Consider the following 25,840-nt stretch of genomic DNA (forward strand, 5'->3'; position numbering starts at 1 on the left):
AATTAACACTCAAAAACTATTACTACATAACTATAGAACTATTGTAAAAGGATAGTTTTTGGCTTCTTAGACAACGGAATTATATAAGCCCCGTTCATGTTATCATATTTTAAATTTATTTCTTTATTTACTCTTAAATAAGCTTGTGGGCTATCGCTGGTTTTTTTATTTAAAACCAATTCAATTTCTTCGGAAGATTTATCGTAAATCAATTCTTTAAAAGTACCCGCGTCCAGTGTTAACCATAATTCTTTTGGCTCAAAATAGATCTTGCTTTTAGCCGCCGTTGTTAGTGTCACTTTTATTTCATCATCGTTTTCCTCGATATTTCCGCCAAAAGAAAGCCATCCAAGATCTTCGTTATTGGTAACATAAGTAGCCGAATTTACCGCATAGCCAAAGAAATTCGAACCATAATCCCCCGATAAATAATCGATTCTCATGGTCGAAGGATAGGAATGGAAAGCTGCAGATCCAAAACCATCCTGAGTGATATTCGAAATCGCTCCTAAAGTTCCGCCATAGCCAACTTTCAATAAATAAAAATCTGGATGATCGCGATACGCTTTTAAAACAGGAATCGCATTTAAACCCGATCCATAATGATGAATTTGGCGCTCTACTCTGGATAGTTTTCCTCCATAAAGAAAATCCCAGTATCTACGTGCATTTCCATTATAAGCCCAGTGTGGCATGACGGGCATATACGCCAAGATAGCGTTTAAAGTAACATTGGCTTTTTGCTGATATCCAAAATAATCACTCCACATAAAAACTTCTTCCTGCCCGGTAGAATCCCACGGCATTTCACTACCAAACGGATAGTTTAAAGATTTCCAGTGATCGGCTCTTTTCTTCATCGAAGATTCTAGTTTAGTCGCCATATCGGTTAAACCTTCAGCTTTCAGGTCTTTTAAAATGTTTAAGAAAACAGTTCCTTCCATTTGTCCAAATTCAGCATACCAGGGTGCTAACTCAGACATGGCAATAGAAGTGTGATAAGCCTGCCGCAAATACCATTTCCAGTCGTGATTATCAACTAAACCTTCATGATATCTGGCTAAACGATACATTACCCAGTAGGCCGCTGCAACATGAGGATAATTATACGATCTTCCAGGATCGTCTGCTCCTTTTTTATTCCACGCAGCCCAGGTATTATAGTTTATCGAGTCGCTATAGGTGCCTTTTGGTAAAGAATCAGGTTCATAAAAGAAAACACTTTTTTTAACACCGTATTTTCGATCTCCTTCATCATACTGAATCCCACCCCAAAGTGTTTCATCGATAAATAACTGAAGCTTTTCAATCTCTTCCTTTTCTGGCTGAATAAGCTGTTTCATCATTGCTCCTAACCAGCTTCCTGCACCGCCTTCATCACTTAATCCAGCTACCCAGGCGCGACTGTCCTGTGTGATCTGCTTTTTGTCTTCATAATCATAAGAGATCACCGATTTTGTTCTTCCAAAGAATTCATCGGGTTGATCAAACCACTGTTCCGTCATTAAAAAATGTCCAAAATCATCTACAACTTCGGTTTCAGGCTTAATCACCTTATAATTAATAGTTTGTTCTATACCATCTTTATAAGTCACAGTTACACGGCTTCTGCCCCAAATTTTCCCTTCTACCTGATATTCGGTAAAACCGGCACCTTTTTTATCGATTTCAGTAATTTTAAGAGCACCTTGGGGTTCTACTAAAATATTGTCAACGTCTTCTGGATAATTCAGGAATAACTTTCCGTTTACGTCCATTGGCAATACATAACCCGGTACGCCAACTGCCACCGGTCGTTTTTCTTCGATTAATTTATCCTGAATTTCTTTAATACCAGGTGCCAGGACAAATTTCAATGCGAAATTTTTGGTTTCCCCACCTCTAAGAATCAAAGATGTGGGTTTGTTCCACTGTTCTTTACCTTTCCACTCCTTTTCAGCATATGCTTTACTTAAAGCCATCCATTCATGTACTCCTTCAAAAACAATGCTTCTTGTCGTAGGATCATCATTTAAGGGACGGTAAGCCTCGAAAGGCATATTTTGCTCTGGTAACACCAGTAAAACCTGTCCTTCTCCGGTAAGGTGCTTTACTTCTACATAACCGGCATCTTTACCAATGTATGGGTCAAAAAATACATTATCAGCATGAGTTTCATCAAGATGTTTTCCTTCTAAAATATTATTGAAAGCCATTGGTGTTCCTAAGGCCCCAATCTCTACAGATTTTTTTGTAGGATTTGTAATTTCAAATCTCAACACTAAAGCCCCGTCTTTTTTCTCATAATATCTTTTAATGCTAAGCGGATTGTTTTTACCTAAAGTATTACTCAAATCTGCTGCAGCTAATACATCGCCGGAAACCGTCAAAGCTTCTACCTTTTTTCGGTTTTTAGCTGTTGAAAATGATTCCCATTGGCCATCTTCCCCTTTTATCCTGAAATTCAAATCACCTATGTAATAAATGCCATCTTTATCACGAATTTCGATACGCTCACCCGGAGTAAAATCAAAATCAGGATCTGAATTTGGATATAATCCGGCTACGGTTTGTGAAGCATTTACCAGTTTTAAAGTAAACTCATCGGTTTTTACTTCAGTAAAACCATCCTCTATCCCCAGAGTAGATTCCCGATCTTTAAGGTTATCCCAATACGTTGATTTCTCTTGCGCATTCACCCTTACCGTTATTAAAAACAATAGTAGGAATGTTTGTAATTTCGTTCTCATGTTCATTGTTTGCTCAATTATCAGGAATTGCGACGAAAATGTCCAATCCCAAACTATAGTTGTTTATGCTTATTTAAATTGCCGAATTATTTATTCATTTTAAAATTATAGATCCCGGCACTTTCCTTAGGAACGGCAATACTATTTTCTGAAATTTCTATGCCCGCTTCAGTAATGCTGATGCGCTCCTTATTGTCTTCATCATTAAAAACCATATCATGTTCCCCTGAAATGATAAATGCTTTTCCAGAAGTTGCTATACTTCCTGAAAGACCATCTAATTTTAAAACCTGTTGTTCATGCGTCGCATTGACTACTGAAATCGTCAGATATTCACCATCTTCAGTTAAAGTAACCGAAACATCTAATGGTTGTGGCGATCCGTTAAATTCAACCGGCTGCGTACCAAACTCTTTACGGTATAATTTTAAAACTAGTCCTGTTCCCTCTAACCATGCATCGGTTTTAGTCGTTTTTATCGCTCCGATTACATTAACGGTTTGGGCATAATTGGCCATATAATAAATATCCGACTGACGAGAGAATTCATTCAATCCGGCAGCGATACCCAATGCGTCCCTTAAAAAATAACGCGTACCCAATAAACCATACACATGTGGTCCGTACCAGTAATTCCACTCATCCATAGCGATTTTTATATTCTTATCTGCTATCCCGGGAATTTCCTTGCGTGCTCTGCGATGCTCTTCAGCCACAGCCGAGATCACTTCTGGCATCTGGTTGACATGGGTTAGTAAACCACCGGCATGCCAGTTTTGCTTATAAAAATGCTCACTTATATAAGTCATATACGCTCCACTGTTCTCATACATCATATCATTCCATTTCCCGGGATAACCCACGGCGATCAGATCGATATCGGGATCTACTTGCCACATGGCTTGAGCCACTTTATTATGCTTTTTTACGTAATCTTCGATAGGCATGTGCCCTAATTGCCAATCGCCAAACATCTCATTTCCTACGGCCCAAAGTTTTACTTGGTAAGGTTCTGGATGGCCATTCTTAGCTCTCCATTGGCCCATTTTTGTAGAAACAGCTCCGTTAAAATATTCAACTTCATTCGCAGCAAGTTCAGCAGTACCAAGACCGGTGTTAACCGCAATATTGGCTTTGGTGTCTAAAATCTCACAAAGCGCCATAAATTCGTGTACCCCAACATCATTGTATTCTAAACCATTCCAGGCTCTTTCAAATTTAGTTGGGCGCTTATCGGGATCGCCAATCCCATCTTTCCAGTCGTAACCCGAAACAAAATTTCCACCTGGCCATCTGTAAATTGGCGCGTCTAATTGCTTCATTAATTCGATCACTTCAGGGCGAAAGCCTTTAATATTATCTGAGGGCATTAAAGAAACCGCTGCTAATGTTAGCCTTCCTTTCCCTTTAAAAGTAATTTCTAAAACGGCATTATCGCTAGTTTCTTCCGAAGAAATCTCAAATGGTAGCTTCTGAAAATTATGGTCTGAAACCTCAAAATGCTCTTCTTTTCCGTTTAAAGAAATAGAAACTTCTTTAATATCACTTCCTTTAAAAACCAATCGGCCTTGATAGGTTTTACCAGAAACAATGGCTAATTTTTGTTGTCTTAAGTTTAAACTATTTTTTACCTGATACACCGGTAATTTTCCCTGAGCATAAGAATAGGAACTATCAATTTTAACCAAGTTGGTATCAACAGCCGTTTCCCATGGTGATTTCGCCGTACCGGGAACATAATAAAATTTACGATCGTCCAGCATCTCTGCCCACATTCCACCATAAATAGATTTTCCCATGTGTTCGATAAACTGACCATAGATATAAGGCGATATGGGTTCTAATTTTTTGTCGAGATTTACCGTAATTTCAGGTTTTAACTCTTTAACCGAGATTTCTTCTAACTGAAAATGATCAAAATAAACTTTTCCTTTTGCCTGTCCTCTCTTTCCCAGTAAAAGCTCCAGCATAAAACTATCGTCCATAGCTGTAGAGAATTGCATTTCAACCTTTGTCCAATCGGTATCCCCCTTAAAAATGGTATCTCCGATAAATTCGAATTTCCCTAAACCTAATCCAGCACCACTTTGCTCGCTGCCACCTACTACTCCTTCGGTTTTTATATAACCGGTTACTTTATAAGTTGCAAAAGGTTTTACATCAATCTTTTTAAACCAGCGTTCCGCAGTCAAGGTATCTGAAGAAAGCATAAGTACTTGAGAGTTGAATTGCTCTGAAGGTGCATCAGTATAATGTATCGGAGCACTCCATGGCTCGTATTGCCAATCGCTTTCTTTTATAGCTGTTTCCTTTTCCGAAGATAATAAGACTTTATTATCTTCTTTGCCGCACGACCAAATTATACCGGTAAGGAGCAAAAAGCGTAATACGTTTAATATTCTCATTTTTTAATTTTGAGGGGAATTATTTAAAATCGGTTGAGAACTTCCAGTTCGCTTTATAATTTTTTGGAATGTCTTTATCTTCCAACAATAATCGAAGTACGGCTACCGGCATTATGTTTTCTTTCATGACACGATCATGAAATTGCTTTTCTGTCCATCCTTGTTCTAAAAGTTCATTTCTAAGGGCATAAAACTGCAGTCCACCTATCATATACGCTAATTGATATAATGGCGGGGTGTACGATGTTGCAAAAGATCGGCGAACTTCAGCTTCGGCATTGGCATACTCATGCCCTACTTCGTCTACTAACATATTGATACATTGTTGTGGTGTCCATTCTCCCAACTGATATTTTAATGAGAAAATGATTCGCGCGCAACGGTGAATTCTCCAAAAAAGCATTCCCATTTTTTCTTCAGGTGTTCTGGGAAAATCTTTGTTCCATAAATTTATTTCCCAGTACAATGCCCAACCTTCCATCCAAAAAGGAGTATCAAACGAACTACGATAAGGTTTGTTACGTTGATTCATATAAAACTGAAGATTGTGCCCCGGATGTAATTCGTGTTGCACCGTAGGAAAGGAAAAATTCGGATTATTACCACGCATACTCATTAATTTATCCTCATGCTCCATGCCTTCAGTGGGATACGAAATACTAATCTCCCAACCTCCGGTAAAAAACGGATTCACTTTTTGGCGTTCCGGAGTCATCATGATCATTCCCCAGGTCTCTTTGGCTAGTTCCGGAATAGTGATAAGATCACGTTCTTCGATAAAATCTACCGAATGATCATATAAATTATTGATCGCTTCTGGTTGTTTACCAGGAGCAACATAAGTATTCTTTACATGCTCTAAAGCCGCTTTCCAATCGTTCCCATAGCCCATTTCGTTGGCAGCTTCAATCATTTCAGCTTTACACCAGTCAAATTGCTTTTCAGCCGTTTCTATCAGTTCTTCCGGCGTATAAGGAATAAACTCATATTCCAGATTTTTAATCAGGGTTTTTCTACCTACCGGTTGACCTATAATTCCACTACCATCGTCCTTTTGACTTGCTTCTGAATAGTTTTCCCTAAGAAATTCAGTATATTCCTTTAATTTTTGATCCAAAGAGGCATGCGGAGTTTTCATCCACCAGGTAAAATCTGGATCATAATCATAATAAAAACTATAAGCTTCGTTTAAACCTCTTTGTAATGAAGAGATTATAGCTGCAGCCTTTTCAGCTTTAAGCCAATCCTCAAATTGATTACTTTTAAGCGCTTTTATTTTTTCTGAGATACTTTTTTCAGCATCATTAAAAGCCATTGCCAATGTTTTTGCATCGGGTTGCGTTCCTCTTCTTCGCTGCTGAATAAAAGCATATAGATCATCTGCAAAATCAACAACGGAAGCTACTTCCTTAAAAGCATCGTAATCCTGATTTAAGAGATACTCCTCTTTTCCAATAAGATTTTTTAAAAGTATATAATCGGCTTTTCCATCTTTTGACAGTTCATTAAAATCTATATTGTTTAATTTGGTCTCCCAATTTGCATAAAACCGGTTGTAACGTTCGTAATATTCTTTGGATTCGCGCATAGTATAAGTACGCCTTAACGCAAATTTATCGGCTCTAAATGTGTTAATCACATCAATCATTTCATTAGCATACATGCTGGCGGAAAGACTTACAAATACGAAAAGGCAACTTAATAATTTATTCATGCGATGATTTAGGTTATATGATTTAAAAAGTTTTTTTTAAATATTTAGATGTCTAGTCTAAATCGACATCAAGATAAACTGAATGTCTTCCGTAGGTATCATAAAATGGTTTGTACATCACGCCGTCAATTTCAAAAGTCAGTTCTTCCGGATTTCCTTTTATGGAAGCTCCAATATTTTCAGCATCGAAATTTACTTTACGCCAATCTGTTCTTGGCTCATCTTCCTGAGCCGCTAATAAAACAGGACCATAAAATAAACTTGCGATATTCTGCTGATCCATGATGGGATCTAAATAAAAACCGAACGGCATTTGTAATTCTACCGTGTCACCATCTTTCCATTTTCTACTAAGGCTTAAATAGGTTCCGGGAGTGGCTTTCACTTTTTGATCCTTCCCATTGATCTTTACGGTAAATCCATTTGTAGCCCAACCCGGCACACGTAGTTTAAGGTCGAATTTACCTTTACCATTAATCGTGAGTTTGGTGTGATCTTCTTTTGGAAAATTAGTTTCCTGAGTAAGTTCTATATTCTTTTCATGCCAATGCAAAGTAGACGGCACATAAAGATTCACATATAGTGCTTTATTATCAGCTCCTTTGAAGTAAATCGAATTCTGCAGTTTTGTACTACTTTCCAGAGCTGTTCCATTACAACAGGTAAAACCGGTCATATTAGGGTTTCCAAAACTTTTTTTCGAACCCGGGCGCAACGGAACATGATAGGTGTTTGCCGGGGAATCTTCTGCTACTGAGGCTAAAATATGATTATACAAGCCACGCTCGTAATAGTCCATAAGTTCCGGACGCTGCTCGTAAAGAAATAAATTACGGGTAAGCTTTAGCATATTATAGGTCGCACAGGTTTCATTTTGGCCACCGGCAGATAAGCCATTTTCGTATAAGGTGCCTGGCTGTGCAATAAAACATTCGGCATTTGCAGGATTTCTGGCTCCTGCAACTCCGCCGATACTGTACATATAATCGTTGGTTGCCTTTACCCAAAAGTTATCGGCTACATTAAAATATTCCGGTTTATCAGAATCCCGATACATTTCTAGAGCCCCCACAATCTGGGGAATATGCTGATTGGCATGTAAACCTCTAAACGTATCTACATTTTTGGCTAAGCCATGCGAATGATTAGCATCACCAAAAAACACTTTGATATTATCAAAAAGTCGGGCGGTTTCTAAATAAGTATCTTTTCCGGTGATGCGATATAAACGAGCCATTGCTTCATTCATCCCGCCAAATTCACCCGCGATATAGCGATTCCACATACTTATAAGCGTATCGGTTGGTAATTCACTTAGGCGCGCGTAAACCCAATCTCCCATGCCTTCAGCTACAGCTAAGGCTTTTTCATTTCCACTTACCTCATAGATATCCATTAATCCGGCAAGGATTTTATGTAGCGTATAATAGGGTGCCCAAATTTTTGTTTCTTCAGTACCATACACCGCTCCATTTTCAAGCATAATAAATTGATCTGGAGGATAAGCACTTATAAAACCTTCTCCCCAGTTCCAATAATCGGTACGAATACCTTCTTCACTAAGATCAGAGCTGTAAATTTCTTTTCCAGGCCCCATAGGAACTGCTGTTGGATTGGCATTAAAATCACCTCCTTCTTCAGCTGGTTTTCCAGACATTTGGGATAATTGGTATAAGGTATTTACCATATACTCCATTTTATCGGCAAAATTTTGCTGTAAAGCTTTATCATAACCTGTACTGGCGTAAGCCTGAGCGATCGCTGTTAAATAATGACCGGTCGCATGCCCACGTAGTTTCGTTTCCTGAGTATCCCAAACGCCAAGAGGTTTTGCTCCCACCGGTTGCTCCTGTCCAAATGCATTTCTAAACATATACAAAAACGAATCTGGATTGGTTTGTGCCAGCGTATTTATAAATTTATCACGATTTTCAATGAATTTCGTGTTTTGTCCGTTTGTATTTGACTCTAAACTTACCTGATCTAAATCAAAAGCTTCTAATGCTCTAGCCGGCTTTTCAGCGATTGTACTCTCTACAACATGCACCGTCGCTTTGGGTTTCAAATCTGTTCCGGCCACACTTCCGTTTATGATATAGGTTCCAGTTTTTAAAACTTCGCTGTTATCATCGGGAGCCGGCCAGGTTACTTTTACTTGTGGGCCTTTTAGCCCATTTTTATAGGTAGCTTTAAGCGTTCTTGGCAATCGTGGTAAAACGCCTACCTGAGTTTCCACTTCGATATCATCTACGGAAGCTAAAAATTCATTGTAAAGTTGCGGACTTGTCCTTGAGAATTCGGGCAGGTTATCCTGAGGTTCTTTACGCTCATTTACCACACCATCGCGTTTTTTTAAGGCATTTTCAAAAATTCCTTTTACCTGATTATTGGTCAATCCAATTCTATAGATCCTGAAATCGTGGATGCTGGCATCTAAAGAAGCCTTATTTTGTGATATAGCCTTACCAATATATAACTGATTCTCTTCTCCAGATTCGACATTAAAAATATCGGATAATTCAAGTTCAATTTCTCCTTTCTGACTAACCTGAACGCCGTTCATAAATGCTTTTATAGTTTTTGAAGGCACATCGATCACCAAAACCAAATGTGACCATCGATCTTTCGGGAGTCCTACTTTTGAAGATGATAACGTGTAATCTTTATTTCTGTTTTCAGAAACTGCAGTTGTGAAATTTTCATTTTTTCCTGTTCCGAAAGGAGCTACATAAGCATGCGAATTTTGATTTTTTCCGAAGTCAAAAAAAAATTGATCTGAAGTTGGAGCATTTAACTTTATCCAGCCTGCCATACTAATGGATTCTACATTGTTAAGTGCTGAAGAAGGCAAAATGATATAAGCTTGTCCCGAAAGAGCAAGTACATTTTTAAATAGCTCGTCTTTTACAAATTTGGCATCACCTTTAATTTCTGCATGCAGGTTATTACGTGACCAGTCTTTGGCATCTTTATCAAAAACATAGCGCGCAATTAATCCTGTCTCTCCAATTCCGTCAAGAATCTGATCGCCCTGAGCGCGGACTTGCACTTGTCCTACAATCATAACACAAATAAAACAGGTGATAATTTTATACAATTTCATATTATAAATCTTTCGGTATAAAAAATTAAGCGTATTTCTATGATTACGTAACTAGTTGTAAACCTGATCCCAGGAAGGTGGATCAACGTCCAACAAATGTTTTACAAAAAAATCTCTTCGTTTACGTTCCCCAAATTCACCTCCTGAAGTATGGTTTTCTCCCGGTAAAACCACTAAATCAAAATCCTTCTTTGCTTTTATAAGTGCATCTGCAAATTGCATGGTCGATGCCGGGTCTACATTATCATCTACTTCACCTACGATCAGCATTAAATTTCCTTTCAATTGGGCGGCATTTTCGATGTTGGAGTTTGCCGCATAATGGGGACCAATTGGATAGCCCATCCATTGCTCATTCCACCAGATTTTATCCATTCGGTTATCATGGCAACCACAGGAAGCTACGGCAACATCATAGAAATCTGAATTAAAAACCAAAGCAGCACCGGCACTCTGCCCACCGGCAGAAGTACCACGAATACCTACTTTATCGGCGTTCATATAAGGATATTTTTCAGCCGCTGCCGTAATCCATAATTTACGATCGGGGAAACCAGCATCTTTTAAATTTTGCCAGCATACATCATGAAAAGCTTTAGATCGGTTAGACGTTCCCATACCATCAATCTGCACGACGATAAATCCAAGTTCTGCCAAAGAACTCAGTGCCCAGTAATAACTATTGAAATCCTTTGGAACAAATGAATCATGAGGCCCCGCATAGATATATTCAATAATAGGATAGGATTTTGAAGGATCAAAATTGGTGGGTCTTACAATAATTCCCCAAATATCGGTGTCACCATCTCTACCTTTTGCGGTAAAGACTTCAGGGGTTTTCCATCCTGTTTTTTCTAACTCGGTAATATCTCCTTCTTCTAAAGTTAATATTGGCTTTTTTTTACCTGCTTTCTTTAAAACCGTAACCGCCGGCATATCTACTCTGGAATATTGATCTACGTAATATTCTTTATCTGGAGAAAAAGTGACTTTATGGTTTCCATTTTCAGTAGTAAAACGGGTAAAATTCTTTCCGTCGAAATCTATACTGCAATAATGAATTAAATAAGGATCCTGATCTTTATCCAACCCACTTGCCGTAAAGTAAATTGCTCTATTCTTATCATCTACTTCTATTACTTTCCTTACCGGCCAATTTCCAGAAGTAATCTGATTTTTAACTTTCCCGGTATTGCTATCATACAAATAAAGATGGTTGTAGCCATCACGCTCTGAGGCCCATATAATTTCGTCTTTCCCTTTCACGTCATGACGATATTTTTTACCGTTATAATCTATAAAAGTTGGGCTTGTTTCATCGATTATTGCTGTGGCTTTTCCGGTTTTAGCATCAACTTTAATTACTCGGTATGCCTGATGACCACGCTGATTAAATTCAAAGGTAAACGAAGAACTATCGTCCTTCCACTGGTAATTGTACAAAGAAAATTGAGCGTTAAAAAGAGTTGTCGCTATTGGAATATGTTTTTTGGAAGATACATGGAAAAGTTGCGGACTTTTAAAATCTAATTCGTCCCCAGGTTTCGTATAGTCCCTGGTGTGTAATTTTGGCTGCAACTGATCTTTTGGACTGGACTCTACAAAATAGATATTGTGCTCTTCTCCCGGTCTGACTTTATAGGCTATAATTTTTTCGCTATTTGGTGACCAGATAATATTGGCGGAATAAAAGAATCCTTTGGTACCATCAAAACTTAATTGTGTTTCTTCCTTGGTTTTACTGTCTTTTACATACAGGTTAGAGTTTTTTATAAATGCGGTATATTTCTGATCTGGCGATGGTACGGGATCACCTTCTCTTTCATTCCCGCGTTTTCCCCAGTATCCTCTGGATCTATCTTTGGAAGCTAGGGTATCAATGACGCTAAGCTTATAATCCGAAAGAGTTAAATTATATTGTATGGTATCTAACTGGAATCTTAAATTCGACTTAGCTTCATCAAATTCCAGCTTAGTGATATCCATTTTTGAACTTTTGATTTTTTTATCTACTAATTTTGAAATAGCGCGTGCCAGTTTTTCATGATCGAAAGCTGTTTCCTTCTCTAGAGTTTCTGCATTTACAAAAATATATTCACTACCTTTTTCGGTATTGTTTTTATACCAAAACTCCTTCTTGTTTAACCAGTTGAAAGAATTTGGAGTGTTAAAGACTTTATTTCTGAAAAGCGTATCCAGAGATTCTGCTCTCTTATAATCTTCTACTGTCCCCTGGGCACTGGCCACTAGCGAAATCAGGAAAAAAATAAAATAGGTGTAAACAGGTGTTTTCATAGTTTAAAATTAAATGAAAACCTGTTTAATTTTAAATCGATCATTAACATATATTTATATTATATTAACATTAATTGATAAGTTTTATATGCTTTTACGACCTTATAGTATAGATTCTACAAAATAAAACGGAGTGACAATTATCACTCCGTCTTTAGTTCATAAAAACAACATCTTAATATCCAGGATTTTGTTGAAGCTTAGGATTAGCATCTAAAAAGGTCTGAAAAATTGGAAAAACATTTTTATATGTTGCCTCAGGTTCTGCATCTTTACAAAACCAGGATTTACCATTATAAACATTGGTATTAGATCCTGATAATCTAAACCTGATAAGATCCTGTCTACGATGGTGCTCTCCTACAAATTCCCAGGCCAAATCATCTAGAAGGCCTCCTAATTCTATATCATCTCCTCCTTCGTAAGTAGCTACAAGATTGCTGTAGTTGGTAGCACCTTCACTGGTATATTCTCTATGTCCATAGTCATAAATACTTCCTGAGGTTAAATCCTGTACAGAGCGTACGGCTTCGGTTCCATCCTCAAATGCACGCGCACGTACTTCACTTACTAATCTTGCGGCCTCCGCCTGATCCCTGTTCAGTCTCAATAAACACTCTGCCTTGATAAACATAGCGTCTGAGAGTCTAAAGAAGGGTACATCATCTCCATAAGTTCCATCGACACCTGGTACAATTTCATTCTTTACAAAACGATAGCCTTCCATCATATAAGCTCCCGGATTATCTATAGAATGCACTCTTTTTGTATAAACCAGGTTAACTTCTCCCTGATCATCTGCATTCATCCTCAATGGCTCTCCGGTTTCATAATGATATTGCTGCCCATAAGCCCAGGTATCTTCTAAACGCGAATCATTTTCATGATAGGTATCTATAAATTGAGGCACTGCACAACTGCCATTCCATGGAGACCCGTCGTATCCAAAAGCTTTAGCACCCTCACTAGTAAGTGCTTTGTTTACCAAATAATTACCACTGGCATAGGTGTAATCTAAAGGAATTGCAAAAATAATCTCATTATTTCCAGCTAGATTGGCTTTAAAGTTGTCTTTATAATTTGGTGAAAGAGAATAACCACCATTATTAATAATATCATCTACCTGTTCTAAAGCCAGTTCAAAATATTCATTATTACCATAATCGTTGAACCATGCATTATGATTCAGGTACATTTTGGCAAGAATCATTTCGGCTGCATATTTATTGGGATAGCCATAAACTTTTTCGGTTCCCAAATCTTCTTTCACAGCATTAAGCTCAGATACAACAAATTCAAAAACTTCTTCTGGACTGGCCTGCTCTGGCAGGTAACCGCTTTCTACAGCTTGTGTTGTTTCTAAAGGCACATTTCTAAAACAATCAAATAAGATATAATAATATAATGCACGCATGGTACGAAGCCTGGCACTTTGCAAAGCATTTTCCTGAATTTCAGGAAGGTCCAAAATAGTATTGGCATAACCAATGCCAGAATAAGCATTATCCCAAATTGTACTAAAGTGCCCTATATTAGAATTAAAATCATGCTTATGCATAGAAATATATAAATCTCCCCAACCCACTCCTATACGCAAGGGAGTCATAATTAAATCTGAAGACTCTTCCTGGATATCAAATAATCCATTCCATTCCCAGTATGTATACCGCAAATGGTTGTATACATAGCCCGTTAATCTTGAAATGTCCTGCTCGTTATTAAAGTCTATATCCTCGTTTGTAAGAATACTATAGGTATCTTCAGAAAGATCTGTACAGGAAAATGAAGTCAGAAAAAAGGCTGCTATTCCTGTATATTTTATTAGTTTATTTTTGAAAATTTTCATGATGTAGTTTTAAAAGTTTAATCTGGTACCAATGGTGAAAGATTTGATGGTAGGATATTTATCCCTAAAGTCGTTCCCGGCGGCATAAAAGTCTCTATTAGCTAATTCAGGATCCATTCCGCTGTAATTAGTAATAGTTAAAAAGTTTTTGGCAGAACAATACACCCGTACATCAGAAATATAATTTGATATTTTTTCAATTTTAAAATTATACCCTAAAGTGATATTATCCAGTTTTACAAAATCCCCTTTCTCTAAATAATGGCTAACAAAGGCCTGCGCTTGGGCTCCAGATAATGGACGTTCTCCATAAACGGGGTCTGCCGCAGATTTTAAACGATTATATTGAATTGAATTATTTTCGTAAAACATACGTTGCGTATTTAAAATATCAAAACCAAACTGTCCGCTAATTAAGGCGGTTAAATCGAAGTTTTTATATCGTAATGTATTGGTCCATCCCATATAGACAGTAGGGAATCCATTACCTAGATACTGGCGATAATCGTTGGTGTTAAGACTTGTGGAATAGGGAATAGCCTCACCGGTATTTGGATCTTCTACCAGGAATAGTCCATTTTCCGTCACTCCTACAGATTTTAATCCCCAGAAATTTCCTATGGCCTGCCCTACTTCAACTCTATGGGTAGGAACATTAATCGGATCACCTGCATAGGCCACATCCAAATAATCTTCTGTTTCATATAAATCATTAGACAAGCTTAAAAGTTCATTATCATTATGTGTTAGCGTAACCGTAGTTTCCCATGAAAAATCGTCATTGCTTACAGGAAGGGCATTAATCATTAGCTCAAAACCCTGGTTTCTAATCGAACCTACGTTGGCCAGTGTTTGACCGTAGATGTTTGGGGGTAAAGGCACATTATATGAGTATAACAAATCATCGGTGTCTTTTCTGTATACATCTAAGGAACCCCCTAAACGACTATTAAAGAATGAAAAATCAAGTCCAATGTTAACTTCAGAAGTTCGTTCCCATTTTAAGTCTGGATTAGGATTTTGGGTTACCATTAAACCAGCTACCCATTGTCCGTCCTCATTTACAAAATTTCCGTAATTGCTATCATAATTATAGGTGGTTAAGGAAAGATAATTAGCATTAGGTCGCTGCCCCGTTACTCCATAACCTGCTCTAAGTTTTAAATTATTGATCCAACTAGCCGATTCCAAAAATGCTTCATTACTAAGCGTCCAACCAGCCGATACTGAAGGAAAAAGTCCCCATTTATGGTTGTCTCCAAACTGGGAAGAACCTTCTCTACGTATACTGGCAAGCAGATTAAATCGATTTTCATAACCATATTGAATTCTTCCAAAAAACCCTATTAAGCGAGAGTCATACTTTCCACTACCCATACCGGCATTTCCTTCATTCAGCCTGGCACCAACTCCTATATTATTATATAGATAGCCATCTGTAGGAAAATCTGAATTACTGGCATAAAAATTACTATTGCTAAAGTAATTATAACTATATCCTGCTAATGCATTAAAACGATGAACAGTATTAATATCGAATTCGTAATTAGTAGTAAGTTCTAAAAATTTGTCCTCTTTTTTCTCATAACTTTTATAAGCACTACCACTAAATCCAGTAGTTTTAGATGAATAATATCTGGAAGTAGTGTAGGTAGAAATATCTGTAGCCGACAGGTTTTTTGCAATTAAAAGATTGGTTACCCAGTTTTTTATTGGTTCGAAAGTGATATTACCGGTAATATTAGTTCGTCGTAACTCACGTTCCCCAATCAGCTCATTATTCATCGCAACCGGGTTAAAATATTGATATCGTCCAAATTCTTCGAAATAATCTCCGTCTTCACCATAAATGGGGGAAGTTGGATTACGAATAACTGCCTGGCGGTAAATATTGCTAATCCCATTATCCTCAATATTATTAGGCGTTCTTTTACGCTGCTCAGAAAAGATTTTAAAACCAACTTTTAAAATATCTTTTAAAAGATATTGCTCTAAATTTAGTTGTAATCTTAATTGATCATTATTCGATTTTTTAATAGTTCCATCTTCTTTTCTATAGGAAATATTTCCTGAATAAGATGTTAGTTCTGATCCTCCATTAATAGTAAGAGCATGATTATGCATAAATCCTGTTTGCGAAATCGCATCTAACCAATCTGTTTCGAAACCTCCATCACTAAAAGATGTTAATCCATCCCGAATATCCTGTGGAGTCATAAAATCAGCTTCCTTATAAAAATCTGATACAGACACAAAGGCATCATATACTACACTGGTTTTGCGATCAAAACTTCCTGATTTTGTACTAATAAGAATAACTCCATTAGCACCACGAGTCCCATAAATAGCGGCTGCACTGGCATCCTTTAGTACATCTACCGAAGAAATATTTTCTGGAGCGACCATTGTCAAATCTCCAGGAACTCCGTCTATTAAAATAAGCGGTTTTGTACTACCATTTAAAGTAGTTACCCCACGTAACATAATATTAGATTCATCATTAGGATTTCCAGAACTATTAGTCACCACTAAACCGGCTACTTTACCTTTAACGAGTTCAGCCGCATCCTGTATTTTTCCAGGATTAAAATCTTTTTCAGAAACACTGGCAACAGCACTGGTCACCTGGCTTCTATCCTGTTTTCCATAGCCAATTAAAACAACCTCTTCCAGGGCTTGTAGATCTTCTTCTAAAGTCACACTTAGATTACCACTTAGACCGCTTGTGTTTAACTCCTTAGTTTTATATCCTACGAATGAAAATATCAGTATGGCATCATCCGAATTAGTGGAGATAGAAAATGCACCATCAAAATCTGTAACGGTCCCATTACCTGTATTTTTTTCTTTTACCGAAACACCTGGAATGGGTACACCTCCTTCATCTATTACCGTACCCTCAAATTGTGATTGAGCAATACTTAGCTGAGAAAAAAATAGCATTAGAAAAAGCAATGAATATTGCTTTTTCTTAACATTTAATTTTCCCACATAAAAACATAATTTTTTCATCATAACTGAAATTTTTGTGAGTTTTGATTGATTTTAATCCATTAAAACTGGATAAACATTAAAATTTAGAGGATAAACTTACAATTAGATTAAGGAGCCTTTTGTGAAAAAATTAGCTTTATATAATACTATATTAACAAGTATTATTCTAAAATTTTTATAGAAAGAATGATGAGTATTTCCTTTTTTGAAATAGAATATTTAATGGCATCTTTTGGTAAAAGTTAAACAGATGATACCATGGCAGATACCCAAAATCTATCAATTAGATCTAACGTAATTTATGAATAATCTTTACATATAATATCAAAATCCAGATCTCAGAAAAATCATAGCAAAAAAAAAGACTATCACTATAAAAGTGACAGTCTTAAAACTTATATAAATATTTGAAACAGATTTTTTTTCTAAAATCGTTCCAAATCAAATGGTTCTAATAATACTGAGGTGTGATTGCCTTCTACAATTTCTGAAATTAATTTTCCAGTAATCGGGCCAAGACTCCATCCCATCATCGCATGACCTGCAGCAACATTCAAATTTTTGAATTTTGAAGATTTTCCGATAAATGGTAAGCCATCCGGTGATACCGGTCGTAATCCGCTGGTGGCCGATTTTTTCTCTTCAGGGGTTAAGGTAAAACCTGAATAATAATTAGAAGCTGCTTTAGCTATAGCTTCTACCCTAGTGGGTAAAATAATATTATTATCGCCCGATAATTCCATGGTACCAGCAAATCTTGTAAAACCTTTCATTGGGGTAACTGCTACTTTTGCTTCAGTAAGTATAGCCGGTAAATTAATATTGGTTTCTCTGGTAATGCTCATACTATAGCCTTTACCGGGTTGGATAGGTATATTCAGACCTAATTTTTTAGCTAAAGGAAAAGTCCAGCTTCCAGCTGCCATAATAAATTCGTCTGCCACGATGCTGTTTTTACTGGTATGCATTGCTTTTATAGTCTTTCCATCTACTTCTAAACCGGTAACCGCTTCCTCTAAAACAAACCGAACACCGTTATTTTCTAACCATTGCTTCAGGTTTTTCATAAAAAGATTTGGAGTACTGTGGGCATCACATTCATAATGTACACCACCAATAACATCCTCACTAAACTGGGGCTCTAAATCATGCAGTGCTTTTTTATCTAAAACACTAACATCTAAGCCTAAGTCTTTTCCTTTTTCGGCAAGCTTAGTTTCATGTTCTTCATTCTTAGCACTTTTATAAACCATAAGCAGACCTTTACGCTCTATGTGAAATTCAAAATCCAAAGATTCTAACATCTCCTCGTAAAGTTCTTTACTTTTTTCGTTTAATTCCTTAAGCACAGGAATAGCTTTGGCTACTTTTTGTTTGGTTGAAGATTTTTTGAAATACCAGGACCATTTAAAGAAATCTATATCCCATCGTGGTTTTATGTAAAACGGACTGGAATTATTGAACATCCATTTAATTCCCTGATTGATCATACCAGGTTCTGCGAGTGGTACAAAATGACTGGGAGTTACATAACCGGCGTTAATAAAAGAGGCTCCTTTTGTGATATTACCCTTATCTACGATTGTTACCTCGTAGCCGGCCTTAACCAGGTAATAAGCAGAACATAAGCCTGTAATTCCTCCTCCAATAATTGCAACTTTTTTCATAGATTAAAATTTAAAGTACCTGAAATCCGTGAGCATAAGGATCATCATCATCGATAACTATATTATTATAACCAGTTACCATTGCCCAACCCTCTATACTCGGTATAATCGCCTTTTTATCACCTAATTCTGTTTCCTCTTCTATTCTGCCAATAAATTTACTACCAATTATACTTTCATGCACAAATTGATCGCCTTTTTTTAGTTTTCCTTTGGCATACCACTGCGCCATTCTTGCAGATGTCCCAGTACCACAAGGAGAACGGTCTATAGCTTTATCTCCGTAAAAAACAGCATTACGTGCATTAGAGGTTTCATCCATTACAGCCCCCGTCCATTGGATATGGCTTAAACCAAAAATTGTTGAATCTTCCGGATGAATAAATTGATGTGCTTCATTTAATTTGCTTCTCAACTCCCTGCTCCACGTAATCAATTCACTGGCCTGATAATGCTCCAAACCTTTAAAGTTATCCTGAACCTCTACAATAGCGTAAAAATTACCACCGTAAGCAACATCTACCTTTAACTCACCCAGCACATTGCTATGCACCGTAATATTTTCTTTTGCCAAATAAGATTTTATATTCACGATTTTAACCGACCTTACTTTTTTTCCCTCCTGAACGTAACTCACTTTCACGAGTCCGGCGGGTGTTTCCAGCCTAAGCGTTCCTGGTTTTTTAGGAGAAACCAGGCCTTCTTCAATCGCAACAGTGACCGTACCAATAGTACCATGCCCACACATTGGCAGGCATCCGCTGGTTTCAATAAAAAGAATTCCGCAATCATTTTGGGGATCTGAGGGCGGAAACAAAATGCTTCCGCTCATCATATCGTGGCCGCGTGGTTCAAACATTAAACCACGACGAATCCAATCGTATTCCCGCATAAAATTTTGACGCTTTTCACTCATGTTTTTTCCTTCGATAAAAGGGCCGCCACCTGCAACCACTCTTACCGGATTCCCACAAGTATGGGCATCGACACAAAAAAAAGTTTTTCTTGCCATTAAAGTCTATAAGCTATCTGTTGTGTATTTATTATTGATATTACGTAAAATTCCTAAAGAATTTTCATCTTTTAAGGCCTGTGGTAGCAATGCCTGAGGCCAGTCCTGAAAAGAAACCGGGCGTACCCATCGTTGTACCGCTGTTAATCCTACTGAAGTGAATTTGGCATTCGAGGTTGCCGGGAATGGTCCGCCATGCGTCATCGCCGCACAAACCTCTACCCCTGTTGGCACACTGTTGTAAATAATTCTGCCTACCGTATCGGTTAAAGTATCGATAATCGTCGCAAATTCACTTAGTTCTTTTTCTTCGGAGTTTAATACTGTACCGGTTAATTGCCCTTCTAGTTGCTCAAGCACTTCACCTAACTCGGTTTTATCTTTACATTTTACCACTACTGAAAATGGACCGAATACTTCTTTATGGAAGTTTTTATTCTGAAGGAAATTTGCACCAGAAACCGTGATCACTTGCTGTCTGCCAAAATTTGGCTGAAGATCGCCATTATACTTGCTAACTTCAGAATAGCCTTCTTGCTCTAAAACTTCCGTTTTTGAAGCCTCATATTGATGTTGGATTCCGGGACTAAGCATCACTGAAGGTGCAAGATTCGATAAATTCTTTCCTAATTTTTCAACAAAATTATTTAAGTCTGTACTCTCTATTCCCAAAATTAATCCTGGATTTGTACAAAACTGGCCACATCCAGCGGTTATAGAACCTGCATATTGCTCAGCCCAAAAATCAGCTTTTTCTTCTAAGGCTGAAGGTAAAGCCAAAACGGGATTAATACTTCCCATTTCTGCATACACCGGTATAGGTTCAGCACGATCTGCAGCTAATTTACAAAGTGCAGTACCCGCTTTATAACTTCCAGTAAATCCAACCGCTTTAATTTTTGGATGTTTTACAAGCCATTCTCCAACTTCAATCCCTTTGCTATTTAAGTTAGAAAACACACCATCTGGCATTCCTGTTCTCTTAGCCGCTTTTATAATTGCTTCAGAAACCAATTCTCCCGTACCTGCATGTAAGGGATGTGATTTTACGACAACCGGAGAACCTGATGCTAATGCGCTAGCGGTATCTCCTCCTGCTGTAGAAAACGCAAAGGGGAAATTACTCGCTCCAAAAACCGCAACGGGTCCAAATGGTACCTGCATTCTTCGAATATCAGGTTTTCCTTCGGGATTGCTAATTATCGCCTCTACCCAACTACCTTCTTTAAGCATCTCTGCAAAAGCTCTTAACTGTCCGGCTGTACGTGCGAATTCGCCATTAGAACGTCCTTCTGGCAAACCGGATTCTACTCTGTAAATTTGTTTTAAAGCTTCAGCATTTGCTTCAAGTTCTTCAGCAATTGCCTCTAAAAATTCGGCTTTATCAGCATCAGATTTTTGCTTATACACTTTAAAAGCGGCAGCCGCTTTTTCTACAGCAGCATCAACCTCATCGGGTGTAGCTTCATAAAAAATAGCGGCCGTTTCTTTATTTTCTTTTGGATCAAAAGTTTTAAAGGTTACTTCACCTTTACTGGAAAGCTCCTCACCAATATAATTTTTTCCTGTAATCATGCTTTCTTTTTTTCTTGATTTATAAAGATTTGTATTCTACTAACTCTGGTCTTACAGCCATTGCAGCGTCAATTATTCCCTTCACTCTTTCTCTTTCTGCTCCCTGTAAAACTAATCTTGGAGCTCGCACATACTCGGTTCCTAGACCAGTGGCCACTTCCGCTAATTTTATGTTTTGTACTAATTGTGGAGAAATATCCAGTTCCAGTAATGGCATAAACCATCTATAGATTCTTAAAGCTTCCGCAATATCACCAGATTTTACAAGCTTATAGATAGCTACGGTTTCTGCCGGATAAGCAGCAACGAGGCCTGCTACCCAACCATCTGCCCCTGCAACCATGCTTTCTAAAGCTAATGTATCTACACCACATAAGATTTTAATACGGTCACCAAATTTGTTTTTTAAACGTGTTACATTACTAATATCACGAGTAGATTCTTTTACGGCTTCAATGTTTGGACAATCTGCTAGAAGCTCTTCAAACATGTCGATAGTGACTTCGATCTTATAATCCACAGGGTTATTATAGATCATAATCGGTAAAGATGTGTTTTTAGCGATCTCTTTAAAATATACTACAGTCTCGTAATCTGTTGCTTTGTAACGCATTGGTGGTAATAACATTAATCCCTGCGCTCCCCAGGCTTCAGCATTTTTAGCGACCTGAATGGCTTCCTTGGTAGACTGCTCGGCAATATTAATGATTACCGGCACTTGTCCTGCTGTAATTTCTAAAGTTTTCTTTACAAGCGTTTCCTTTTCTGCCGGTGTAAGGGTACTAGCTTCACCCAAAGTTCCTCCTAAGATGATTCCGTTTACACCTGCTTCCAGTTGTGCGTTAATATTCTTTTCAAAGGTTACTAAATCCAGTTCGTCATCCTTTGTGAATTTAGTGGTTACTGCGGGCATTACCCCTTCCCATTTTATTGCCATGTGTTTAATTTTTTAACAAAAATATATGCATTAGATCGCTTTCAATTTGTAGTGATTAACTAAACCTGATACTATATTATCATATAAATTGACTAATCCAGTTTTTTTTAATAATATTTACAAAAACTAAAGCCAAATGAAAGTTCTGCCCTTTAAAATCCCTAAGCCAGAGAAGGAAGCCTTGGTTTACCAGGAAGATCATGAAATTGTATTTTATGATAAACTTCATCAACACGAAGAGATTCAAATTAGCTACATTATGGAAGGTAGCGGATCTCTAATCTTAGGGGATAGCATTAACGAATATCAGCCCCACGATATTCTTATTATTGGAGAAAACATTCCCCATGTTTTTAGAAGTGATGCTGAAGCGCATCCAAATTCTATAATGTATACCCTGTTTTTTACAAAAAAGTCTTTTGGAAAAGAATTCTTTAACCTAACTGATCTTAGCGGAATCCAGAAGTTTTTTGATGAGTCTGAATACGGAATGAAAATTAAAGCTGATGAGAAGAAATTTCATCTTTTTAATAACCTGAAAAGACAAAGTAAAATTGAAAGGGTTGCCACTTTATTATTACTACTAAACGAACTTACACATGCTGAAAGACAGCCGCTATCCTCTTTTGTTTATCAGAAAAAATATACCGAAGATGAAGGAAAACGAATGAACGATGTTTTTCAATACGCCATGGATAACTTTCAGGAAAATATATCTTTAGACGATATCGCTGATATCGCTTTTATGAGCAAAAATGCCTTTTGCCGATATTTTAAAAAACGAACCAACAAAACTTTTTTTCAGTTTCTAATAGAAATAAGGATAGAACATGCCTGCAAATTACTCTATAAAGATCATGACTTATCGATTTCAGCGATATCTGAACTTTGCGGATTTCAGAATATCGCTAATTTTAATCGAAAATTTAAAGAACTAAAAGGGATTACACCTACACAGTACAGGCAGCAAACCGATTAATTATTACTATTTAAATCCTGATTACATGTTATTATGCTCCAAGAAATAATTAGTAATCAAAGTATACAGGTGAATCGAAGTATTCTTTCCTTCATAAATGGTATGAGATCGGTTTGGATACGCCATCATATCAAATTGCTTATTATGTCTTATTAGTTCGTTTACTAAATACTCCATGTTCTGATAATGTACATTGTCATCGCCAGTACCATGGATTAGCAATAAGTTTCCTTCCAGATTTTTCGCATAGGTTACCGGCGAACCTTCAATAAACTTCTCTTTATCTTCACTTGGCAGTCCCATATAACGCTCCTGGTAAATATTATCGTAGAATAACTGATTTGCAACACCGGCAACCGCAACACCTGTTTGGTACACATCAGGATATCTAAACAATAAATTTTGCGTCATGGAGCCTCCACCACTCCATCCCCAAACATTTACTCGGTCTCTATCTAAGAAATCATAAGTTGCCAATACCTTTTTTGCTGCTGCAGCCTGATCGTCCGTATTAATCACTCCCACCTTTTGATAAATACTTTTTCGCCAATCGCTACCTTTTAACGTTGGTGTTCCTCTATTATCTATACTTATCACCACAAATCCTTGCTGCGCCATAAATAATTCATATAATCCAACCCATTGATCGGTGGCAACAACGCCCCAGGGCTCACCATACACATGAAAAAGAACAGGATATTTTTTCCTTGCATCAAAATTTAAAGGTTTGGTCATTCTAGCATCCATTTGGATACCGTTATCAGTAGTTACGTTAAAAAAAGTCGTTTCCGGCAACGCTAAAGAAGCTAGTTTATTTTTTAATTGTTCATTATCTACTAACGTTTTTACTGATTTATGCTTTGGCAGGCTCACCAAATTGACTGTATTTGGTGTGCTCACATTAGTGAAATTATGAATGGCATATTTTCCGTTAGGCGAAACATCGTAGGTGTTTACGCCTTCGAATTGCTGCGGAGTTATTCTGGTTAACTTTCCGCTTCCATTTAAAGGCACACGGTATAAATAGCGCTGCGTGGCATTATCTGGTGAGGCTACGATATATAAATTTTTATCATCGGTTTGATAATAGGTCGCTACATCATAATCACCTGGCGTTAATAGTATTTTTTCGCCAGATGCTAAATCCACTTTGTAAATATGACGCCAACCATCATTTTCCGTCATTCGTAAAAATGCCTTTCCATTATCTACGATTAACTGATCATTATTCCCCCATTGATTAGATGAAATGTCTGGGTAACGCAAATCCACCCAGGTATCTTCAGTTTCTGTATAGACTTTTTTCAATTCTGCTGTTGAAGGCTTATAAGTGAAAATATTGAGTTGGTTTTGTTTCCTATTCATTTGCTGAATAAGTAGTAAATCTTCACTAAGCCATTGCATTGCCGGTAAATAATGCTGAACAGGATCACCCGGCATCGGAATCCATTTTATTTCGGAAGTTTTTGTATCTACAATTCCGACTTTTGCTGAAGAAGGATTGTATCCCGCTTTTGGATACTGAAGTGCAATGGGTTGTGAATATACCGAATCTGTATTATTAATCATGTAAAAAGTACCAATGTCTGAAGCATCTAATTGCCAGAATGCAATTTTGGAAGCATCGGGACTCCAAATAAACCCATCTCGCATTCCAAATTCTTCTTCATACACCCAATCAAAAGTTCCATTGATAATATCTCCGGTACCATCTTTAGTGAACCGAGTAATTTCCCCCGTTTTAAAATTTTCTTTATAAATATTGAAATCTTGTACATAGGCCACAAACTGATTATCTTCAGAAAATTTAGCAAACATCAACGATGAGGATGGAAAATCTTTTCCTAATTGTTTTAATTCTTTGGTATCAAAATCATAAACCCAAAAATCACCTTTGGTATTGGAACGCCAAACCCGACTGGAATTGGTAAAAATAAGTACCTTGCTACCATCCGGGGATAACGAAAAATCCTCTATTGCCAGGTTTTTACCATTTACAGCAAGATGTTGAGCCGCCAGGTATGTATTTGATTGATGATTTTTACTCACGTAACGAATAAGCTCATCATTACCCGAATCATCTTTTTCGATACTTACAAAAGCATCTCCGTTTTCTATCCAGAAAATAGGGCGCTGGTAATCGCTACTAAATTCTGATGAAGAATAAATACGCTCTAAGCTTAAAAGTTCAGGGTCTTCCTGCGCAATTATTGAGGAGGAAAAGAAAAACAGTACCGCTATTCTTAAAAGGTAATTTTTAGCCATTTTTTTATAATTGATTTGTGATTATTAGCGCATGGTTTCAGCTTTTAATAATCATATCTTTATTGATTCTTACTAACATCATCCTGACCCTGCCTCGCCGGCAGGCAGGCGTAGTGGAGGGATCTATATACATTAAGGTTTTTCTAGCTTATTTATATTTAGTTATTCCGTTTCTCCCAATAGCTAAAGGTATCTCCCATGCTGCATTTTTAAAAGCATCCCTCAAAATTCAGCTTTCTGTATGAATCCAACATTAATACACCTATTTAAAAGAGATTTCTCCAATACGCTATGCTTCTGTCGAAATGACAAAAGAACA

General features: G+C 37.3%; 13 protein-coding genes. 1 reads left to right on the forward strand and 12 read right to left on the reverse strand.

Annotated elements, in window-relative coordinates:
- Positions 1 to 38: 38 nt before the first annotated feature.
- The 11 genes from ZPR_RS06565 to ZPR_RS06615 all read right to left on the reverse strand — a co-directional run bounded on the left by ZPR_RS06565 (position 39) and on the right by ZPR_RS06615 (position 22,277).
- Positions 39 to 2,729 carry a DUF5695 domain-containing protein gene (locus ZPR_RS06565; protein WP_233421376.1) on the reverse strand — a complete coding sequence of 897 codons (2,691 nt, stop codon included), beginning with the start codon at positions 2,727 to 2,729 and terminating at the stop codon, positions 39 to 41.
- Positions 2,730 to 2,815: 86 nt separating this feature from the next.
- Complete coding sequence (locus tag ZPR_RS06570) at positions 2,816 to 5,134, reverse strand: alpha-L-arabinofuranosidase C-terminal domain-containing protein (protein WP_013070864.1); 2,319 nt, start codon at positions 5,132 to 5,134, stop codon at positions 2,816 to 2,818.
- A 19-nt stretch (positions 5,135 to 5,153) separates the two neighbouring features.
- Entirely contained in the window at positions 5,154 to 6,848 is a 1,695-nt protein-coding gene (locus ZPR_RS06575) for a DUF885 family protein (RefSeq protein ID WP_013070865.1), read from the reverse strand.
- A gap of 52 nt (positions 6,849 to 6,900) precedes the next feature.
- Complete coding sequence (locus ZPR_RS06580; RefSeq protein WP_013070866.1) at positions 6,901 to 9,951, reverse strand: beta-L-arabinofuranosidase domain-containing protein; 3,051 nt, start codon at positions 9,949 to 9,951, stop codon at positions 6,901 to 6,903.
- Between the two features lie 51 nt (positions 9,952 to 10,002).
- Positions 10,003 to 12,246, reverse strand: a complete 2,244-nt coding sequence (locus ZPR_RS06585; protein ID WP_013070867.1) for a S9 family peptidase — start codon at positions 12,244 to 12,246, stop codon at positions 10,003 to 10,005.
- 175 nt (positions 12,247 to 12,421) lie between these two features.
- Entirely contained in the window at positions 12,422 to 14,092 is a 1,671-nt protein-coding gene (locus ZPR_RS06590; protein WP_013070868.1) for a RagB/SusD family nutrient uptake outer membrane protein, read from the reverse strand.
- Positions 14,093 to 14,101: 9 nt separating this feature from the next.
- Positions 14,102 to 17,107 carry a SusC/RagA family TonB-linked outer membrane protein gene (locus tag ZPR_RS06595; protein ID WP_013070869.1) on the reverse strand — a complete coding sequence of 1,002 codons (3,006 nt, stop codon included), beginning with the start codon at positions 17,105 to 17,107 and terminating at the stop codon, positions 14,102 to 14,104.
- 404 nt (positions 17,108 to 17,511) lie between these two features.
- Positions 17,512 to 18,753 (reverse strand): NAD(P)/FAD-dependent oxidoreductase, encoded by a 1,242-nt coding sequence (locus ZPR_RS06600; protein WP_013070870.1) that lies wholly within the window; start codon positions 18,751 to 18,753, stop codon positions 17,512 to 17,514.
- 10 nt (positions 18,754 to 18,763) lie between these two features.
- The gene (locus ZPR_RS06605; protein WP_013070871.1) at positions 18,764 to 19,765 is read right to left on the reverse strand and encodes a 4-hydroxyproline epimerase; all 1,002 of its coding nucleotides are present in this window, start codon (positions 19,763 to 19,765) and stop codon (positions 18,764 to 18,766) included.
- 6 nt (positions 19,766 to 19,771) lie between these two features.
- Entirely contained in the window at positions 19,772 to 21,340 is a 1,569-nt protein-coding gene (locus tag ZPR_RS06610) for an aldehyde dehydrogenase (NADP(+)) (RefSeq protein WP_013070872.1), read from the reverse strand.
- A gap of 19 nt (positions 21,341 to 21,359) precedes the next feature.
- Positions 21,360 to 22,277, reverse strand: coding sequence for a dihydrodipicolinate synthase family protein (locus ZPR_RS06615; protein WP_013070873.1), 918 nt, complete (start codon positions 22,275 to 22,277; stop codon positions 21,360 to 21,362).
- 136 nt (positions 22,278 to 22,413) lie between these two features.
- Between ZPR_RS06615 and ZPR_RS06620 the strand changes: the two genes are divergently transcribed.
- Positions 22,414 to 23,256, forward strand: coding sequence for a helix-turn-helix domain-containing protein (locus ZPR_RS06620; protein ID WP_013070874.1), 843 nt, complete (start codon positions 22,414 to 22,416; stop codon positions 23,254 to 23,256).
- Between the two features lie 21 nt (positions 23,257 to 23,277).
- Here the strand turns inward: ZPR_RS06620 and ZPR_RS06625 are convergent, their stop codons facing one another.
- Positions 23,278 to 25,521: a S9 family peptidase gene (locus ZPR_RS06625; protein WP_013070875.1), complete on the reverse strand. Its 2,244-nt coding sequence runs from the start codon at positions 25,519 to 25,521 to the stop codon at positions 23,278 to 23,280.
- Positions 25,522 to 25,840: the final 319 nt, after the last annotated feature.

Source organism: Zunongwangia profunda SM-A87 (assembly GCF_000023465.1).
GTDB lineage: Bacteria > Bacteroidota > Bacteroidia > Flavobacteriales > Flavobacteriaceae > Zunongwangia > Zunongwangia profunda.

Excerpts from the sequence above, each read along its gene's own strand:
- ZPR_RS06565 (WP_233421376.1), bottom strand. The coding sequence starts at position 2,729 with ATGAGAACGAAATTACAAACATTCCTACTATTGTTTTTAATAACGGTA.
- ZPR_RS06570 (WP_013070864.1), bottom strand. The coding sequence starts at position 5,134 with ATGAGAATATTAAACGTATTACGCTTTTTGCTCCTTACCGGTATAATT.
- ZPR_RS06575 (WP_013070865.1), bottom strand. The coding sequence starts at position 6,848 with ATGAATAAATTATTAAGTTGCCTTTTCGTATTTGTAAGTCTTTCCGCC.
- ZPR_RS06580 (WP_013070866.1), bottom strand. The coding sequence starts at position 9,951 with ATGAAATTGTATAAAATTATCACCTGTTTTATTTGTGTTATGATTGTA.
- ZPR_RS06585 (WP_013070867.1), bottom strand. The coding sequence starts at position 12,246 with ATGAAAACACCTGTTTACACCTATTTTATTTTTTTCCTGATTTCGCTA.
- ZPR_RS06590 (WP_013070868.1), bottom strand. The coding sequence starts at position 14,092 with ATGAAAATTTTCAAAAATAAACTAATAAAATATACAGGAATAGCAGCC.
- ZPR_RS06595 (WP_013070869.1), bottom strand. The coding sequence starts at position 17,107 with ATGATGAAAAAATTATGTTTTTATGTGGGAAAATTAAATGTTAAGAAA.
- ZPR_RS06600 (WP_013070870.1), bottom strand. The coding sequence starts at position 18,753 with ATGAAAAAAGTTGCAATTATTGGAGGAGGAATTACAGGCTTATGTTCT.
- ZPR_RS06605 (WP_013070871.1), bottom strand. The coding sequence starts at position 19,765 with ATGGCAAGAAAAACTTTTTTTTGTGTCGATGCCCATACTTGTGGGAAT.
- ZPR_RS06610 (WP_013070872.1), bottom strand. The coding sequence starts at position 21,340 with ATGATTACAGGAAAAAATTATATTGGTGAGGAGCTTTCCAGTAAAGGT.
- ZPR_RS06615 (WP_013070873.1), bottom strand. The coding sequence starts at position 22,277 with ATGGCAATAAAATGGGAAGGGGTAATGCCCGCAGTAACCACTAAATTC.
- ZPR_RS06620 (WP_013070874.1), top strand. The coding sequence starts at position 22,414 with ATGAAAGTTCTGCCCTTTAAAATCCCTAAGCCAGAGAAGGAAGCCTTG.
- ZPR_RS06625 (WP_013070875.1), bottom strand. The coding sequence starts at position 25,521 with ATGGCTAAAAATTACCTTTTAAGAATAGCGGTACTGTTTTTCTTTTCC.